Source organism: Roseateles sp., assembly GCF_049240545.1.
Classification (GTDB): domain Bacteria; phylum Pseudomonadota; class Gammaproteobacteria; order Burkholderiales; family Burkholderiaceae_C; genus Paucibacter_A.
This window is the reverse complement of the sequence record NZ_JBMLSK010000217.1, coordinates 108,296-125,373: the sequence shown is the minus strand read 5'-3', so window position 1 is coordinate 125,373 and position 17,078 is coordinate 108,296. Positions and strand designations below refer to the sequence as shown.

General features: G+C 61.8%; 20 protein-coding genes. 5 read left to right on the top strand and 15 right to left on the bottom strand.

Annotated features, from left to right (window positions below; genetic code table 11):
• Positions 1–9: 9 nt before the first annotated feature.
• From flgJ to ACOVRJ_RS14890, 9 genes are all read right to left on the bottom strand, one after another.
• Positions 10–939 carry a flagellar assembly peptidoglycan hydrolase FlgJ gene (flgJ, locus tag ACOVRJ_RS14930; protein WP_422044629.1) on the bottom strand — a complete coding sequence of 310 codons (930 nt, stop codon included), beginning with the start codon at positions 937–939 and terminating at the stop codon, positions 10–12.
• Position 940: 1 nt separating this feature from the next.
• Positions 941–2,083, bottom strand: coding sequence for a flagellar basal body P-ring protein FlgI (locus ACOVRJ_RS14925; RefSeq protein ID WP_422044628.1), 1,143 nt, complete (start codon positions 2,081–2,083; stop codon positions 941–943).
• Between the two features lie 43 nt (positions 2,084–2,126).
• A complete protein-coding gene (locus ACOVRJ_RS14920; RefSeq protein WP_422044627.1) occupies positions 2,127–2,840 on the bottom strand; it encodes a flagellar basal body L-ring protein FlgH in 714 nt (237 codons plus the stop codon).
• Between the two features lie 11 nt (positions 2,841–2,851).
• Positions 2,852–3,634 carry a flagellar basal-body rod protein FlgG gene (gene flgG, locus ACOVRJ_RS14915; protein ID WP_422044626.1) on the bottom strand — a complete coding sequence of 261 codons (783 nt, stop codon included), beginning with the start codon at positions 3,632–3,634 and terminating at the stop codon, positions 2,852–2,854.
• 24 nt (positions 3,635–3,658) lie between these two features.
• Positions 3,659–4,387, bottom strand: coding sequence for a flagellar basal-body rod protein FlgF (gene flgF / locus ACOVRJ_RS14910; protein WP_422044625.1), 729 nt, complete (start codon positions 4,385–4,387; stop codon positions 3,659–3,661).
• A 50-nt stretch (positions 4,388–4,437) separates the two neighbouring features.
• On the bottom strand, positions 4,438–5,751 hold the full coding sequence (flgE, locus tag ACOVRJ_RS14905; RefSeq protein ID WP_422044624.1) for a flagellar hook protein FlgE: 1,314 nt from the start codon (positions 5,749–5,751) through the stop codon (positions 4,438–4,440).
• A 65-nt stretch (positions 5,752–5,816) separates the two neighbouring features.
• On the bottom strand, positions 5,817–6,455 hold the full coding sequence (locus ACOVRJ_RS14900; RefSeq protein ID WP_422044623.1) for a flagellar hook assembly protein FlgD: 639 nt from the start codon (positions 6,453–6,455) through the stop codon (positions 5,817–5,819).
• A 35-nt stretch (positions 6,456–6,490) separates the two neighbouring features.
• A complete protein-coding gene (gene flgC / locus ACOVRJ_RS14895; RefSeq protein WP_422044622.1) occupies positions 6,491–6,907 on the bottom strand; it encodes a flagellar basal body rod protein FlgC in 417 nt (138 codons plus the stop codon).
• 60 nt (positions 6,908–6,967) lie between these two features.
• Entirely contained in the window at positions 6,968–7,435 is a 468-nt protein-coding gene (locus tag ACOVRJ_RS14890) for a flagellar basal body rod protein FlgB (RefSeq protein WP_422044621.1), read from the bottom strand.
• 188 nt (positions 7,436–7,623) lie between these two features.
• Here ACOVRJ_RS14890 and flgA point away from each other — a divergent pair, with 188 nt between their 5' ends.
• The 3 genes from flgA to ACOVRJ_RS14875 all read left to right on the top strand — a co-directional run bounded on the left by flgA (position 7,624) and on the right by ACOVRJ_RS14875 (position 9,441).
• A complete protein-coding gene (flgA, locus tag ACOVRJ_RS14885; protein WP_422044620.1) occupies positions 7,624–8,415 on the top strand; it encodes a flagellar basal body P-ring formation chaperone FlgA in 792 nt (263 codons plus the stop codon).
• Between the two features lie 175 nt (positions 8,416–8,590).
• A complete protein-coding gene (flgM, locus tag ACOVRJ_RS14880) occupies positions 8,591–8,926 on the top strand; it encodes a flagellar biosynthesis anti-sigma factor FlgM (RefSeq protein WP_422044619.1) in 336 nt (111 codons plus the stop codon).
• A 113-nt stretch (positions 8,927–9,039) separates the two neighbouring features.
• Positions 9,040–9,441, top strand: coding sequence for a hypothetical protein (locus tag ACOVRJ_RS14875; protein ID WP_422044618.1), 402 nt, complete (start codon positions 9,040–9,042; stop codon positions 9,439–9,441).
• Between the two features lie 96 nt (positions 9,442–9,537).
• On the opposite strand, the gene ACOVRJ_RS14870 is transcribed toward ACOVRJ_RS14875, so the two are convergent.
• From ACOVRJ_RS14870 to ACOVRJ_RS14860, 3 genes are read right to left on the bottom strand one after another with little or no spacing between them, the layout of a single operon-like run.
• Positions 9,538–9,969 carry a DUF1841 family protein gene (locus tag ACOVRJ_RS14870; protein WP_422044617.1) on the bottom strand — a complete coding sequence of 144 codons (432 nt, stop codon included), beginning with the start codon at positions 9,967–9,969 and terminating at the stop codon, positions 9,538–9,540.
• A gap of 41 nt (positions 9,970–10,010) precedes the next feature.
• On the bottom strand, positions 10,011–11,867 hold the full coding sequence (gene kefC, locus ACOVRJ_RS14865) for a glutathione-regulated potassium-efflux system protein KefC (RefSeq protein WP_422044616.1): 1,857 nt from the start codon (positions 11,865–11,867) through the stop codon (positions 10,011–10,013).
• Positions 11,864–12,502: an NAD(P)H-dependent oxidoreductase gene (locus ACOVRJ_RS14860; RefSeq protein WP_422044615.1), complete on the bottom strand. Its 639-nt coding sequence runs from the start codon at positions 12,500–12,502 to the stop codon at positions 11,864–11,866. The genes kefC and ACOVRJ_RS14860 overlap by 4 nt, the downstream gene beginning before the upstream one ends.
• 62 nt (positions 12,503–12,564) lie before the next feature.
• On the opposite strand from ACOVRJ_RS14860, the gene ACOVRJ_RS14855 reads away from it, so the two are divergent.
• Both ACOVRJ_RS14855 and ACOVRJ_RS14850 read left to right on the top strand, forming a co-directional pair.
• Entirely contained in the window at positions 12,565–13,212 is a 648-nt protein-coding gene (locus ACOVRJ_RS14855) for an AAA family ATPase (RefSeq protein ID WP_422044614.1), read from the top strand.
• 154 nt (positions 13,213–13,366) lie between these two features.
• The gene (locus tag ACOVRJ_RS14850; protein WP_422044613.1) at positions 13,367–14,104 is read left to right on the top strand and encodes a response regulator; all 738 of its coding nucleotides are present in this window, start codon (positions 13,367–13,369) and stop codon (positions 14,102–14,104) included.
• Positions 14,105–14,116: 12 nt separating this feature from the next.
• Here ACOVRJ_RS14850 and ACOVRJ_RS14845 read toward each other — a convergent pair whose 3' ends face one another.
• The 3 genes from ACOVRJ_RS14845 to ACOVRJ_RS14835 are packed head-to-tail and all read right to left on the bottom strand — an operon-like array spanning position 14,117 to position 16,970.
• On the bottom strand, positions 14,117–15,031 hold the full coding sequence (locus ACOVRJ_RS14845) for a segregation and condensation protein A (protein WP_422044612.1): 915 nt from the start codon (positions 15,029–15,031) through the stop codon (positions 14,117–14,119).
• Between the two features lie 30 nt (positions 15,032–15,061).
• Positions 15,062–15,265 (bottom strand): DUF3460 family protein, encoded by a 204-nt coding sequence (locus ACOVRJ_RS14840; protein WP_339596418.1) that lies wholly within the window; start codon positions 15,263–15,265, stop codon positions 15,062–15,064.
• Between the two features lie 34 nt (positions 15,266–15,299).
• The gene (locus tag ACOVRJ_RS14835) at positions 15,300–16,970 is read right to left on the bottom strand and encodes a SulP family inorganic anion transporter (protein ID WP_422044611.1); all 1,671 of its coding nucleotides are present in this window, start codon (positions 16,968–16,970) and stop codon (positions 15,300–15,302) included.
• Positions 16,971–17,078: the final 108 nt, after the last annotated feature.

The following is a 17,078-nucleotide window of genomic DNA, read 5'->3' as shown; positions in this document are numbered from 1 at the left end:
CCTCAGGTCTCAAGCCAGTGCGCGCTGCACACGCATCGTGGTGTTGATGACGCGAGCCAATTTATCGGCGTACTCGGGGTCGGTGGCATAGCCGGCTTTTTGCAGGCCACGAGCGAAGCCCTCGGCGCTGCCGTTTTGAGCCTGGGCCATCACCTTGCTGTAACGCTCGTTGCTGCCGATCAGCCGCGCATAGTCTTTGAACGCTTCTTCATAGCTGCCGTATGCGCGGAACTTGGCGGTAACTTTCTGTGCCTTGCCGTCGATGAACTCGGTGGTCTGTACCTCGGCCACGGCGCCGGTCCAACTGGAAGTGGCCTTGATGCCGAAGATATTGAACGAGGGCGTGCCGCCGGCGCCAGTGATTTCGCGTCGGCCCCAGCCGGATTCATGCGCGGCCTGTGCCAGCATGAAGTTGGCCGGAATGCCGGTTTGTGCTTCGACCGCCTTGGCCGCGCTGTCGTGCTTCTGGATGAAGCTCTGCACATGCGGTGCCACGCCTTTTTTGGCCAAGGTCGGCAGTGGTTGAACCGCCCGGTCCGCCGTCTTGTCCGCAATGCCCATCTGACGTTGCAACTGGCGCTGGATGGCTTCGGACAGCCCGCCGGGCAGTCCGCTCATCTTGCCGGCGAACTGGGTGTCCAGCATCTCGGTGCCCATCTGCGTGGCCGAGTTGTCCATCATGCCGGTGGCCATGGTGGAGGCGCGCATGCTTTTCATCACTTCTTGCATGAACAGCGACTCGAACTGCTTGGCCGTTTCGCGGATGCTGGAGCGGGGGTCGCGTGCCGCTGCGCCCTTGAGGGTTTCAATCGAGCGGTTGTCGACATTCAGATTGCCGCCAGCACCGAAGCTGAAATTGCGGCCGGCTGTGCCGTTGAGATTGCTGTTCAGGCTGCTGGTGAGTCGGCCTGGATTGAAGGGGAGTGAGTTAACGGACATGTCAGATCACCTCAAGCTCGGCGTTCAGGGCGCCTGCGCTCTTCATTGCTTGCAGAATTGCCAGCAGGTCTTGTGGTGTCGCACCCAGGGAGTTGAGTGCTTTCACCACATCGGCCAGCTTGGCTCCAGCCGGCAGTTGGATCAGGGCGCCGGGTTCCTGTTTGATCGCGATGTCGGTTTTCTCGGTCACTGTGGTCTGACCGCCGGAGAGGGCATTGGGTTGACTGACCTGGGGCGTTGAGGTGATGGTCACCGACAGGTTGCCGTGCGCCACGGCACAGGCCGCCAAGCTCACCGCCTGATTCAGAACCACCGAGCCTGTGCGGGCATTGATGATGATGCGGGCGGCCGGCTCGGCCATACTGACGGCCAGATTCTCCATATCGGCCAGGAAATTGACCCGTTCGTTGGGGTCGATGGGCGCACGCACCCGCACCACCCGGCCGTCCATGGCTTGAGCCACGCCGGTGCCCTTGGCTCGGTTGATGGCTTGAGCCACGGCACGGGCCGTGTTGAAGTCGGCCGAGTTCAGGTCCAGCTGAATGAACTCGCCGTTTTGCAGCGGTGTGACCACGCTGCGTTCGACCAAGGCGCCTGCCGGGATGCGGCCGGCCGACAGGTGGTTGATCTGAACCTTGGAGCCGCCGGCGGAAGCCCCGGCACCTGCCACGATCAGATTGCCCTGGGCCATGGCATAGACCTGACCGTCCGCGCCGCGCAGCGGTGTGGTGATCAGGGTGCCGCCGCGCAGGCTTTTGGCATTGCCGATCGAGGCCACATTGATGTCGAGCTGCTGGCCTGGCTGCGCGAAAGCGGGCAACTGGGTGGTGACGACCACCGCGGCAACATTTTTGGGCTGCATCGTGACACCGGGAGGCAGGGTCACGCCAAACTGCTGCAGCATCGCTGTCAAGCTCTGGCCGGTGAAGGGCGACTGCGTGGTCTGGTCGCCGGTGCCGTCCAGCCCCACGACCAGACCGTATCCGGTCAAGGCATTGCTGCGCACGCCTTGCACCGTGGCCACTTCCTTGATGCGGGCGGCCTGTGCGTTTGCCGCCAGCCCCATCCAGCCCATCAGGACGCAGACCAGGGCGAGGGTCAGTCTCAGTGCGTTGCGGTGCTGCGGAGTGGGGGTGGTTTGCATGATGGTCGTGAAGGTGGACTTCTACGACCGATTCTGCGCAAACTTAAGTCGGCGAAAGGTTCAAAAAGAACCGGGACAACCAGCCTATTCCATGAGCGTCGGAGGTGGCACCGCGACCTTTTTGCTCGATCCGGACATTGGCGACCGAAGCGGAGGCGACGGTATTGCCTTGGGTGATCATGTGGGGGTCGACCTGGCCCGAAAAGCGCAGGACATCGACATTGTGATTGACCCCGATTTGTTTTTCACCGCGGATCATCAAGTGGCCGTTCGGCAGCACCGCGATGACCACGGCGGTGATGGTGCCAGAGAAATCGTTCGAATTCTCGTTGGTGCCCTTGCCTGTGGATTTGGTCGCCGAGCTGCCGGTGGCGGTCCCGCGCGCAAAGGCGGCCGGGCTGACGAAGGGCAGGGCGCTCACCGAGCCGCTCAGCGAGCCGCTTTTGTTCAGCTCGCTGGTTGAGGTCTGGCTGGCGCTGATTTTCTCGACGATTTGCACCACCAAGGTGTCGCCGACCAAGCGGGCGCGATGATCCTCGAACAGCGGGCGATAGCTCGCGGCTTGATAAATCGCGCCATTGCTGGGGGGGGCGACCGGTAGCGAAGGCAGGTTGACCACCGGGGCCGATTGAATCTCGACCTGCGGTTCCGGGTAGAGCGTGCTGCAGCCGCTCAGACCCAGGATCAGGCCCAAGCCCATCCCGACGGTCTTGGCGCTCAGCCGCAGCTTGGTGTTGAAAGCGTGAGAAAGCTTCATGAACTTGCCTCTTAAATCTGTGACAGCTTTTGCAGCATCTGATCCGAGGTCTGGATCGCCTTGGAGTTCATCTCGTACGCGCGCTGGGTCTGGATCATGGCCACCAGTTCCTCCACCACGTTGACATTGGAGGTTTCAACATAGCCTTGCTGCAGGGCGCCCAAGCCATTGGTGGTGGGGGCGCCGGTGGCGGGCGCGCCGGAGGCACCGGTTTCGGCGAACAAGTTCTGGCCCTTGGGGTCCAGGCCGGCCGGATTGATGAAATTGGCCAACTGCACCTGGCCCAGTGTTTGGGGGACCGCCGTGCCGGGCACGGTGATGCTGACGGTGCCGTCATTGCCGATCGTTAGGCTTTGGGCATTGGCGGGCACGGTGATGCCGGGCAAGACGGCGTAGCCATTGCTGGTGACGATCTGGCCTGCTGCATCGAGCTGGAAGGAGCCGTCACGGGTATAGGCGGTGGTGCCATCCGGCATTTGGACCTGAAAAAAGCCATTGCCTTTGATGGCCATGTCCAGGTTGTTGGTGGTCTGCTGCAAGTTGCCCTGGCTGTAGATGCGCGCCGTGGCCACGGGACGGACGCCCAAGCCAAGCTGCAAGCCCGTGGGCATCTGTGTTTGCTCGGTGGTATTGGCGCCGCTTTGCCGCAGGTTCTGATAGATCAGGTCTTCAAAGATGGCATGCGAGCGCTTGTAGCCATTGGTGGAGACATTGGCCAGATTGTGGGAGATGGTGTCCAGCTGGGTTTGCTGGGCTTCCATGCCGGTCTTGGAAATATGCAGTGAGCGCATCATGGCGGCGGTCCTCGGTTTTGGGCTTTAGGTGCTGCCGAGCAGCTTGGCCGACTGCTGGCCCTGGGTCTGGGCGATTTGCAGCAGTTTCATCTGTTGTTCGAATTGGCGGCCGGCGGCAATCATGCTGACCATGGTGGCCACCGCGCTGACGTTGGAACCTTCCAGCGCGCCGTCTTGCAATCGGGCATTGGCGTCGGCGGGGAGTTGCTCACCTTCCCCGGCGCGAAACAGGCCGTCGGTACCGCGGGTCAGTGGCGCTTCGGGCGTGACCATCTTGAGCCGCCCGACGGTCGTGGTGGTGCCGCGGCTGTCTTTGGCGCTGATGGTGCCGTCACCGCCAATCGAGAGTTCGGTGTTTTGCGGCACATTGATGGGGCCGCCGTCGCCCAGCACCTGCAGGCCATTGCGCAACACCAGCAGACCTTCGGCGTTAACGTCAATCGCGCCCGCGCGGGTGTAGGCCTCGGTGCCGTCGAGTGCTTGCACCGCCAGCCAGGCGCGGTCTTTCATGGCCACATCCAGATTGCGTCCGGTGCTGGTCAGGGCGCCGCCATCCGGGTTGTAGCCGGTGGTGGTTTCCAGTGAATAGACTCGCGTGCTGGCGCCGCTGCCATTGACCGGCACGGCGCGAAAGGCTTGCAACTCTTCGCGGAAGCCATTGGTCGAGACATTGGCCAGGTTGTTGGACAGCACATCCTGGCGCTGCATTGCGGCCTTGGCGCCGGCCATCGAGAGGTAAATCATGCGGTCCATGGCGACTCCTGCTCAGATCGGCTGCGGTGACCCGTCGGCATCTTGCGTTATCAACGCAGGTTGACGATGGTCTGCAGCACTTGGTCTTGCGTCTTGATGGTCTGCGCGCTGGCTTGATAGGCTCGTTGCGCCGTCACCATATTGACCAACTCGGCCGTCAAGTCGACGTTGGATTCCTCCAAGGCGCCCGATTGCAAAGAGCCCAAATTGCCGTCGCCTGGGACGCCGACCACCGGCTCGCCCGAGCCAAAAGTGCGAGACCAGACATTGCCGCCCATCGGTTGCAGGCCTTGCGGATTGCGGAAGTTGGCCAACTCAACTCGACCGGCGGGCTTGGATTGCCCGTTGGAGTAACGCGCCATCACGATGCCGGTGTTCTCAATCAGGATGCCGGACAACTGACCCGGCGCGTAGCCGTCTTGGGTGAGGTTGGTGACGGCGAAACTGGAGCCGTTCTCGGTGGCACCCAGCAAGTCCAGTTTGATGCCTGGAATGTCCAGCGTCGTAGCGCCTCGAGAATTGGTGCCAGCGGGAACATCCATATTGATGACCGCGGCCGGACTCGTTGGTTTGCCGCCTTCGCGTGGGAAGGTGATCGTCGTGTAGGGGGTGGTCGGATTGCCCGCGTCGTCGACGTCAATGGCGCCGCCTTCGGAGTCGGTGGTGAAGTTGGCACCGTTGGCGGTTGCGTAGACATTCCAAGTCGTGCTGCCGTCATCAGCCGGTTGAGCCTTTTGAAAGTACAGCGTAATGGCAACGTCCTGTCCTTTGGCGTCATAGGCCGTGAGCGAGGTGGCGTTGTTGTACGTGGCAGGACTTTTCAGGTCAATGCCGGTGTTGGTGCCGCCAGGGGCCGTGACCTTGGAGCGCGAATCCAGATTGAATTCTGTGACGATTGAAGTGGTGGTTTTGGGGGCAATGCCTGAGGTCGGCAACTTCATTGGTTGAGCCAGCCCTGGCTGGATGACGCCTGATCCATCGGCCGGGTAGCCGAGCAGCTTGAGTTGGTCGTTGTTGACCACAAAGCCATCTTTGCTCAGCTTGAATTGGCCGTTACGGCTGTACATCACCGGATTGACGCCATCGCTGACCTGGAAGAAGCCGCCACCGTTGATGGCCAGATCCATCGGGCTTTCCGTGGTGGTGATATTGCCTTGGGTGAACTGCTGAGCGACTGCGCCTAAGGCCGTGCCGATGCCGACCGGGCTGCTGCCGGCGCCATTGAGAGAGCCGGCGTAGACGTCCTTGAATTCGGCGCGCGAGGCTTTGGAGCCGTAGGTGCTGGCGTTGGCGATGTTGTTGCCGATCACGTCCAGATTGCGGCTGGCGCCATTCAAACCGGAAAGGCCTTGTTGGAAGCTCATGGTAAATCCTTGCGAAGCTACAGGGGAAGTGCGGCGGGTGCCGCACTCTTTCGTCTACTCAGTGGTCAATCAATCGTCTTGACGGCGCCGTAGTCAACCAGTCCGGCGTTCTTCAGTTGCAATTGCAAATGGCTGCCGCCGGTGTTGACTGCCAGGACCTTGTCTATGGCAAAAGGGGTGCTGGGAATCGTGCTGGTGCCTTTGCTGGCGGTGATGCGGAACTGGTACTCGGCATTGGGTTTGTCCTTGCCACCTTCCCACTTGAAGGTTTGGCGGCCCTTGCCTTGCGCGCCCAGCTGCACCGTGTCGACAATGCCGCCGGCACCGTTGAGGACTTCCAGCTTGACCTGATCGGCGGCCGAATCAATGGTGTAGCCGCCTTCGCCGACGCCCCCCACCATATTGAGCTTGTTGCCCGCCACGGTGACCGGGCGGCCCACCAGCGAAACGCTTTGCAGGGCTTGCATTTGCGTGAACTGGCTGGACAGATTCTTGATGCTGGCGTCCAGGGTGCTGACGCCGCTGACCGTTTGGATCTGCGCCATCTGGCTGGTGACCTGGGCGTTGTCCATCGGGTTCATCGGGTCCTGGTTCTTCATCTGCGCCACCAGCAGCTTGAGGAAGCGGTCCTGCGTGTCGGCCGCGTTCTTGTTGCTTTGCTGCGGGACTGCAGTTGGCGTTTTGACGATGCTGCTGACGTCCATGGGCTGCCTTTCGGGTCAGTGAGGGGAGCGAGTCCTTAGGACTGACCCATTTGCAAGGTTTTGAGGAGCAGGCTCTTGGCCGTGCTCATCACCTCGATATTGTTTTGATAGGAGCGCGAGGCCGAGATCATGTTGACCATCTCTTCGACTGTGTTGACGTTGCTGTAGGTCACATAGCCTTCGGCGTCGGCCTTGGGGTGTTTGGGGTCCAGCACGCGCCGGCCGGGTGTTGGGTCTTCGCTGATGGTGCTGACCTTCACGCCGGCGCTGCCAATGTCGTTGCCGGCGCCCATCAAGGCGGTTTGAAACACGACCTGGCGCGCTTTGTAGGCTTGGCCATCGGGCCCGGCTACGGTGTCTGCATTGGCCAGATTGCTGGCCACCACATTGAGGCGTTGGCTCTGCGCGCTGACGGCGCTGCCGGAAACGCTGAAGATCTGGAACATGGACATGAGGAACTCCTTGGCCGAACGCTGTGCTCAGAGGGTGATCAGTTCAGGATCAAGCCGCGATCAGCCCGCGTTGTGCGACTTCATCGCTTCCAGGGCTGTTCGCACCGAGCCGTTGATGAAGCGCAGGGTGGCTTCGTACTTGACCGAGTTGTCGGCAAAACTCGCCCGTTCGCGGTCCATATCGACCGAGTTGCTGTCCATATTGGTCTGGGCTGCGGTTGAGAACAGCAGTTCCGATTCGCGGCGAGCCCCCATCGACAAAGCCAAATGGCCAGTTTGGGTGCGAGCCAAATTGTTCGGGCCTGCGCTGGCGCCGGCGGTACCGGCTGTCCCAAGGGGGGCGCTGTTGCCGCCGACTCCGCTGGCCGAGGTGGCTTCGCGCAGGGCCCGTGCGAAGTCCATATCGCGTGCTTGGTAGCCAGGGGTGTCGGCATTGGCGATATTGCTGGCCAGCAAACGCTGCCGCTCGGACCGCAAGGCAAGCGCTTGGGTCTGGAAGTTCAAGGCATCGGTGATTCGGTTCAGCATGATGGTCTTCCCTTTTCGCCGCCGGGTTGGGCTGTCTATTCCTTGACCCTGGTTCAGGGCCGGACAGGGGAATAGGCGATGTGACCGGATTGTGTTTTCGCTGTCTCCAAAACATTAGCGGGAATAGCAAGGACTTTGCTGGGTATTTCAAGCCGAGGTTTCGGTCCTGCGGGGTCTACAGTTCGGCCATGTTTCAGATTCGCCCTTCATCCCAGATGCAAGCAGCCCGCCTGGCGCCTCGTGCCGGTCGAGTGGGCTTTGGCTGGGTTGCAGGATTGTTTTTCGCCGTGGTCTTGATTTCGGGGGCCAGGGCTCAACAGCCTCGGAGTCAGGCGCCGGGAGATGTGCCGGCCCTCAGTGCGGACCTGCTCACCCATGTGCAGCAAGTTGCCCAGGCCGGGGCTCGCGGAGGGCTGCCAGCCCAGGCTCGCGTCGAAGTTCAGGTCGGGGCCTTGGATCCTCGCTTGAAGCTCGCACCCTGCGCGGTGGTGCAACCTTATTTGCCGCCTGGCCTGCAAATGTGGGGACGTACTCGCATCGGCTTGCGCTGTGTGCAAGGGCCTGTCCGCTGGAATGTGACTCTGCCGGTCACGGTCAAAGTGTTTGCCAAAGCCCTGGTGGCCGCAGACACCCTGGCTGCGGGGACGACCCTGACTCAAGCTTTGCTCAGCACAGCCGAAATCGATATAGCTGCCGCATCAGGCGCAGTGTTTACCGACGCTGCTGGTTTGAATGGTCGCACCTTGAACCGACCTTTGGGTGCGGGTGAGGCGGTGCGAAGCGACAGTTTGAAGGCTCGTCAATGGTTTGCCGCAGGTGACACAGTGATGGTCAGGGCCACCGGCCCCGGTTACTCTGTCAGTCGAGAAGGGCAGGCCATGGCCGTTGGTTTGGAAGGACAGAACGTCAAAGTTCGATTTGAGAGCGGCCGGATTGTGACCGGCCGGGTTGTCGGTGATCGACAGGTGGAGGTGCTGTGATGAACGCGCTCCGCTCACATCGGTTGATGGTCAAGAAAGAAGAACTGTGCTTGGGCCTCAGGGTCGAGGCCGTGGGAAGTCTTTTTGTCGAAAGTTCTAAAGTTTTCATGTCCCGAGTCGATACACCGGAAAACCTGGAAAGGTTTGGGTCCGTCCCAAATCTATGGAGAACACCATGAAGATCGGTAACAGCCTAGAAGTTTCGTCGGCAGCAGTTGGGGCTGACAAGCCTTCCGCCGCCCAAACGGGACGGGCCACCGCTGGATCAGCCCAAGGCGGTAGCCTGGCCGTGGGCGCCAAACCGGCGCCTGAAGCGAGTGCCAAGCTGGAGTTGTCCAGCAATGCCAAGCTTTTGTCGGGCGTGGCAGAAAACGGAGATTTCGATTCGGCCAAGGTTGAGCGCATCACACAAGCCATAGCAGACGGTAAGTTCACCATCAATGCGAATGTGATCGCCGACAAGCTGATCGCCAATGCTCAGGAAATGCTCAGTCGGATGACGCCTCACTGAGGTGTCGTTGCGGCCGGCAGCCCCGTGTTGTCGCCGCAGACCGAGGGTTCCGTTTTTTGAATTTAAGTGCGCCATGAAGGGCGTGCGCTCAACGCCATTTGGCGGGGGTTGCCATGCAAGCTTTGCCTTCCTCAGACCCGAATGCTGCTGCGGTCAGTCAGCAACTGGAACAGCCCCTGCTGGAAGTGGAGAGCTGCTTGAATCTTTTGGGCGACGCGTTGCTGCGTCGGGACACTCAGGCGATCGAACAATACGCCGCCAAGCTGCACCATTCCTTGGCCCAGGCCATTGTCAGTTTCAGCGAGGCTGCTCGCAGCGGCGCCGTGCCGCCCAATCTGCGCCACCGTCTGGCCTTGGCGGGTGGTCGTGTGGCGGCACAACGCGAGTCACTCGCTCGAGCCACAGCGGCACTGGACCGCGCCATTGATGTGTTGATGCCCGGAGAGAACACCGGCTTGTATTCATCGGTCGGCAAAAGCGAGCGTAAGACGTTGGGTGGCTCGATTCAGGCTTGACTTCATCCCAACTGAACACGCCCCTCAAGGCCCCCCCAGCTCAGTTCAAGCACCAACCCCTGCCGCGCGACTGGAGTCGCCGCCCAGGGGTTTTTTTCATCTTGTGGCTTTTTGGCGCACGCTGTCCAGGTAGGCATGACCATCGGGCGGCATGCCGCTGCGCTGCGAGGTCCAGATCATTTCTCCCAGACTGTCCATCGCCGCGTGATGGGCCTCGTGCAAGGAGTTCCGTTTGGCCGCCAGCAACTCGATGGCTTGCCGAATGCCGTGAGGCTGGTCAATCGACTGTTGCTCGCTGATGGTCAAGTGCATTGAGAGATGCAAGAAAGGATTGGTGCGGCCCTCTTCGACGCTGTAGACGGCGGCCAGAGCCGCCTCTTCGTCGGCCAGCTCCTGGTGGTACTCCGGGTGCTGCGCAATCCAGTCGGCCGCGAGGGCCTCCATCGGGATGAGCGGCGAGCCGTCTTGGAGCTTTCTATAGGTGGCGCAGAAAAAACGCCGCACTTCGAGTTGGGATGGAGCAAACATGGCGCTATTGTCGCTGCTTGTCGATGGGCTTGTTGGGGGCCTCAGTGCTCCGCATCGGGCTTGATCCATGCGCGCCCCGCGCCTTGTTGCCCTTGGGCTTTTGCCTGCTCTCGCTCCATGGCAAACAAGGCTTCCAACTGCAAGCGCGCCTCTTTGGCGGCGGCAATCAAGGCCTTGGCGTCATGTTGAAGCGGCACCATCTGCTCCAATTGCTGCACATTGTGGCGTCGGAATCGCCAGGCCAGCTGACGAGCCGCATGCGCATGCAAGCCCAGCAGTTCCAGAATGCTGCGGCCGCTCATCAAGGCAGCATCCAAGGTTTCGCGCTCAATCAGGGTGATGCCGAGCGCGCGCAGCTGCAGATAGTGCCGTACATTGCGAGCCCGGGCGACGACTTGCAAATGGGGGAAGTGCTCGCGTGCCAAGCTCGCAATTGCCAAGCTTTGCGCCACATCGTCAACCGCAATGACCAGAATTCGGGCCTGTTCCGCGCCGGCAGTACGCAGCAGGTCAAGCCGGGTGGCGTCACCAAAGTACACCCGCCAGCCGAATTGGCGCAGCGATTCCACGGCCTCGGCGTCATGATCCAGCACGGTGGCTTGAAACCCATTGGCATAGAGCAGCCGCCCGACAATCTGTCCGTAGCGCCCGAAGCCGGCAATCAAGATCGGCGTGGGCTCGGGGGCTGCCTGTTCGGCGCTCGGTCGCTGGCCTTGAGCCAACTTGGGAAGCAGGAGCCGGTCAGCCAACAAGAGCAGTGCGGGTGTGCAGGCCAAAGAAAGCGCCACCGCTGCCACCAAGGCCGAGTTTTGAGCGGCGCTGATCAGACCCGCTTGCTGAGCCAACTGAAACACGACGAAGCCGAACTCACCACCCTGCGCCAGCAGGATCACGAAGACCGGGCGTTCCAGCAGCGGAATCTTCATCCATCCCGCCATCAAAGCAAGCAGCAAGCCTTTGCACAGCAGCAAAGCCGCCAGCAGACTCAAGACCAACGCAGGCTGTTCGGTCAGAACACTCAAGTCCAAACCCATGCCGACGGCGATGAAAAACAGCCCCAGCAGCAGGCCCTTGAAGGGCCCCAGGTCGGTTTCCAACTCACGCCGGTATTCGCTTTCGGCCAAGAGGACGCCGGCCAAGAAGGCGCCCAAGGCCATGGACAAGCCCACGCTGTGCATCAGCGCGGCCGTGCTCAGCACCAGCAGCAAGGCCGCGGCCGTGAAGATTTCAGGCGTATGACTGTTGGCGATCCAGCGTAGGGCCGGGCGCAGCGCCAGGCGACCGCCCAACACAATGCCGAGGATGGCGAGCACCGCCTTCAAGGCCTGCCAAGCGCCGTCGCCTGCCTCAGCGGGCGCGTCGGCAGCGCCCATGCCCTGCATCGCCATGATGGGGACCAAGGCCAACACCGGAATCGCGGCGATGTCTTGCAGCAAGGCCACGCTCAAGACGCTCTGGCCCGCGGTGGTGCGGCCCAGATTGCGCTCCGCCAGGACCGCCAGTGCCACCGCCGTGGACGACATCGCCAACCCCAGACTCAGCACCAGCGTCATCGGCCAGGGCCAACCGAGCGCGAGCCCCAAGGCCATCAACAATCCAGCGCAGCCCAGCAATTGCAGCGAACCCCAGCCAAAGATCGGGCGGCGCAGCGCCCACAGCCGTCTCGGCTCCAACTCCAGTCCGACCAAAAACATCATCAAGACCACGCCGAACTCGGCCACTTCAAGAATGGTCGCTGGCGCTGTCACCAGACCCAGCACGCTGGGACCGACCAGAACGCCCGCGATCAAGTAACCCAGGACCGAGCCGAGTCGAGCCCAGCGCGCCAAGGGTACGGCGATCACTGCCGCGCCCAAGAGCACCAAGGGCAGTTGCAGCCAATCGGGGGCGGCGCTCATGGCTGTACTCCCGGGTTCGAGGCCAGTGCACCCGCGGGACGTTCGTCCGTGCCCACCGGGGCTGGGTAATGCGGCTGCTCGCTGTTTTCGCACCAATTCGGGTAGCTCAGCAATTGCTGGGCGAAACGCAAGCCATGTTGATACAGGCTGGCGTCATCGGCGCGATGGGCGCTGTGCAAAATGAGCGGCGGCACAAAATGCATGCCGCACAGGCGAGCCGTCTGTGCTTGTGGCAGCAGATAGTCCTCGATCGTGTGTTGATGGTGACCCTCTGGTCGGTAGTCTTGGGCTGAGCCCCCGCTGGAACTGACCACCCACAGGTCTTTGCCTTGCAATGCGGTACCGCCTGGACCGTAGGCCCAGCCGAAGCGCAAGACTTCATCGATCCAGAGTTTGAGCAGGGCGGGCATGCTGTACCAATGCAGCGGGTGCAGCCACACCAGCAAATCACTGCGCGAGACCGCTGCTTGCTCGGCGTCAACGTCGATGTTGTAGTCGGGGTAGAGCTTGTACAGGTCGCGGCACTCAATCTGTGCAGAGTTCAAGCCCAGGGCGGCCGCCTGCAGCGAGCGCGCCACGCGCGAATGCCCGAGGTCAGGGTGGGCCAGCAAGATCAAAATCTGAGGAGTCGTCATGGTTGAGAGGCTGTGGCGCGGCTAGGATGCGGCCTTGTGTTGTATTGCAGCAAGGAGCTGACATGCCCGTGATTCTGGTCGCCAATCCCAAGGGAGGTGTCGGCAAAAGTACGGTGGCGACGAATATCGCGGGTTTGTTTGCCCGACGCGGTCACAAAGTCATGCTGGGCGACGCCGACAAACAACAGTCCTCAAGGCGTTGGTTGGCTTTGAGGCCGCCCGAGTTGCCGGTGATTGAGGGCTGGGACTTTGAGGATGAGAAGACCGTCAAACCACCCAAGGGTGTCAGCCATGTGGTCATCGATACACCCGCAGGCCTGAGCGGCAAGCAGCTCAAGGCGCTTTATAGAGTGGCGGATCGAATCGTCATCCCGCTGCAGCCGAGCTTGTTCGATATTCAGGCCACCTTTGATTTCGTGCAAAAACTCAGCGACTTGCGAGCGCAGGGCCTGCGTCACGATGCCGGGCCGCAACTGGGCATTGTTGGCATGCGGGTCAAGGAGGGCACTTTGTCCATGCAGCAGTTGCAGGGCTTTTTGCCTGAGTTGGCGGTGCCGGTGCTGGCTTGGTTGCGTGACACGCAGAACTATGTGCAACTGGCTGCGCGTGGTTTGACGATCTGGGATGTGGCCACCAGCCGAGTCGAGCGTGATCTGGCGCAGTGGCAGGAGCTGAGCGCCTGGTTGGACGCCCCGCGCACCGCGGCCTGAGTCTCGACCGCCCCGAACGCCTGCGTATGGGGGCTGTTCGGGCATTGTGCACATCGGTGGCTGAGGCGGCCTGACCTATCATCACGCTTGAGCGCCACAAAATAATCGATGTGGAAAACGGTGTGTTGGGCATTGCAAGCGGAAGAAGGCGTGTATGAAGGTTTTGCTGATTGACGATCACCCCTTGATCTTGTCGGCCTTGCAGTCGGTCATCGAGAACTTAGAGGAACAGGTGCAAGTTGTCGGTGCTGACAGCGCGGCGGCTGCCCGAACGGCGCTGTCTGAACACGAGGGCTTCGATCTGGTGTTGCTGGACCTTCAACTGGGGGACGCCAGTGGCTTTGATGTGCTGGATGAGTTCCGCACGGCTTACCCGGCTCTGCCTGTTGTGGTGATTTCGGCCTCGGATCGCGCCAGTGACGTGATCCGCGCCATTGATCAGGGCGCCATGGGCTTTGTGCCCAAACGGGCCGGCACCGAGTTGCTGCTGCAAGCGCTTAAGTTGGTGATGGCCGGCGGCATCTATGTGCCCCCGATGAATTTGGGGCCGGAAACCATGTCACAGCCCAGCAAGGCAGCTGCGGTCAATGCCAAGCTGCAGCAAATACAGCAGCAGGCCATGGCGTCCAACTATCAGGCGACGACGGGCCTGGAGAGTTTGGAGCTGACGCCTCGCCAGACCGATGTCTTGGCCTTGCTTTTGCAGGGCAAGCCGAACAAGATCATTGCGCGGGAGTTGGGCGTGTCGGTTGAGACCATCAAGGACCACGTGGCGGCGGTTTTGAAGGCCTTGGGCGTGAGTTCGCGTACGCAAGCGGTGCTGGCGGTGGGCCAGATGGTGCAGCGCCAGCCGGATGCCCATTTTTCGACTTGGCGCGTGGGTCAGCCCTGAGGGGGCGCTGCTTCAGGCCTGCGGTGCGTAGGCCAGCCGCACGTAGATGGGTGCGAAAGCCTCGGCCTGCGTGATCTCCAGCAGGCGTTCACGCGCTAACTCGAGCATGGCGATGAAGGTCACCACCAAGACCGCTTGGCCACGGCTGACGTCGAACAGATGTTCGAACTCCAAGAAGCGATGGCCTTGCAGGCGCCGCAAGACGATGCTCATGTGCTCACGCACCGACAAATGCTCGCGGCTGATTTTGTGATGCTGGTTCAGCTTGGCGCGGCGCAAGATGTCCAGCCAGGCATCGCGCAGATCATTCGCCTCCACATCGGGGAAGCGAGGCTGTAGCGACTGCTCGATATGCACCTGGGCGCGCAAGAAGTCGCGTCCCGCCACCGGCAGGGCATCAAGCCGCGCGGCGGCAAGCTTGATCTGCTCGTATTCCAACAAGCGCCTCACCAATTCGGCGCGCGGGTCTTCGGGCTCCGCGCCGTCCTCGGTCTTCTTCGGCGGCAAGAGCATGCGCGACTTGATCTCGATCAGCATCGCTGCCATCAGCAGGTACTCGCTGGCCAGTTCCAGATTGTGCTTGCGCAGCTGATCGACGTAGCTGAGGTACTGGCGCGTGACGTCGGCCAGCGGAATGTCGAGGATGTTGAAATTCTGCCGCCGGATCAGGTAGAGCAACAGGTCCAGCGGCCCCTGAAAGGCCTCCAGAAAAACCTCCAGCGCATCCGGTGGGATGTAGAGGTCCAGCGGCATCTGGAACAGCGGCTCGCCGTACAGGCGTGCCACCGCCACCGTGTCCACCACCTCGGGCATGCCGGGTGGAGCAGGGAGGCGTTGCAGGTCTTCGCTCAGCGCTTCGGCCGCTTGCTTGGCAGGCAGATGCTCAGGATGCGGCTGAGCGGACAGCTCATGCGAGGGCTGCGTCATGGCGGTGCCCGGCGAGGCAGGGCCCGAGCTTTACTTGGCCTTGGTCTGGTAGACGTAAGGCTGTTGGGCCACACGTGCGGCGCGGTAGTCGGCCTGGGCGGCGCGGTCCACGGCCTTGTCCCACAGCAGTTCGCGGCCCTGGCGCTGCTCTTGTTCCAGCGTCGGCTTCTTGGCCTTGAGCTCATCGATGAAGCTGCTGGCTTCGGACTTGTAAGGCTTCCAGAACAATGGCATGGCTTTGGGTAGTTTGGCGTGAAAGACGCAGATTTTACAGTGCGGATGCCTGGCTTTGACGCAGCCAAGTGCTGAGATCGGGCTGAATGCCGTCTGGACCCAAGGCATCGGCCAAGCCGCCGCGTTGAATCAAGCTGGCCGGCTGTGGATTGAGGCCGCAAAGCACCAGCACCTGGCCTTGGCGCTGCAGCGTGCGCTGCAACTGCTGCAGCGCGTCGAGCCCCGAGGTATCGATGGAGATCAGCTTTTCAAGGTCCAGGACCAAGACGCGGCAGGGCGGCTTCACTTGTTCGGCCAGGCCTTCGACTTTGCCGACCGCGCCAAAAAAGAGCGAGCCGTACAAACGCATCACCTGGGTATCTGCCGCCAGCCCCGGCAGAGCCACCGGCTCCACCCGGAACAAGGTACTCATGCGATAGATGAAAAAGACGCAGGCCAAGATCAGACCGACCTCGACCGCCACCGTCAGGTCGAACACCACGGTCAGCACAAAAGTGCCCAACAAAATGGTGCGGTAGGGCAGGCTGAAGTGGCGCAGCCGCGCGAACTCATGCCACTCGCCCATATTCCAGGCCACCACCAGCAAGATGCCGGCCAGGGCCGCCAGCGGGATGTGCACCGCCAAAGGAGCCGCCACCAGCACGATCAGCAGCAGGCTGAGTGCGTGCACCATGCCGGCCACCGGGCTAGTGGCGCCGGCTCGCACATTGGTGACGGTGCGGGCGATGGTGCCGGTGGCCGGGAGGCCGCCGAAAAACGGCGTCACGATATTGGCGACGCCTTGGGCCATCAACTCTTGGTTGGGGTCGTGGCGGGGCAGTTCGGTCAGGTTGTCGGCCACACGGGCACAGAGCAGCGACTCGATCGCGCCCAAGAGCGCAATCGTCAGGGTCGGAATCACCAGCAGCCTAGCGCTGTCCCAGCTCAAGGCCGGCAATGCGAAGCTGGGCAGGCCTTGCGGAATGCCGCCAAAGCGGCTGCCAATCGTTTCCACCGGCAGCTTGAAGGCATAGCAGGCGACGGTGGCGCCGACCAAGGCGATCACGGTGCCGGGCAACTGCGACATCCAGCGCTTCATCTGGGTCTTGAGGTCGTGGCTGCCTCTTTGCATGGCATAGGTCTTGGGCCAGAGCAGGACGGTGGCGACGCAGGCAGACCCGAGCAGCAGTGCCACAGGTGAGATCTCGCGCCAGTGTTGACTCAGCACCGCTAACTGGCCGAAGAAGTCGGCCGGCATGTCCGCAATCTTCAGCCCCAGAAAGTCCTTCAGCTGCGACAGGCCGATCAAGACCGCGATGCCATTGGTGAAGCCGATCACGATGCTGACCGGCATGTAGCGCACCAAGGCGCCCAGGCGCAGCAGGCCCATGAGGAACAAAAGGCCGCCCGCCAAAATGGTGGCGATCAGCAGATTGGGCAGGCCGTAGCGCTGGTTGATGCCGTAAATGATGACGATGAAGGCACCGGCGGGCCCGCCGATCTGCACATTCGAGCCGCCCAGCAGCGAAATCAAGAAGCCGGCAATGATGGCCGTGAAGATGCCTTGCTCGGGCTTCACCCCGCTGGCGATGGCAAAGGCGATGGCCAGCGGCAGGGCCACGATGCCGACCGTCAAGCCCGCTCCCAGGTCGGCGATGAAGCGCGCGCGGGAATAGTCCTTGAGCAGGGACAGGGCGCGTGGGCGAAAAGGGTGAAGGTGCGGCATTGCTGTTGATTTTGCGCCTGCTGCAGCCCAAAGCAATACGGGCCACTGTGGAGTAGCCCGTATCTTTGTCGATCAAGGGTCAGGTCTTGCCTGCCCTTCGGTCCAACG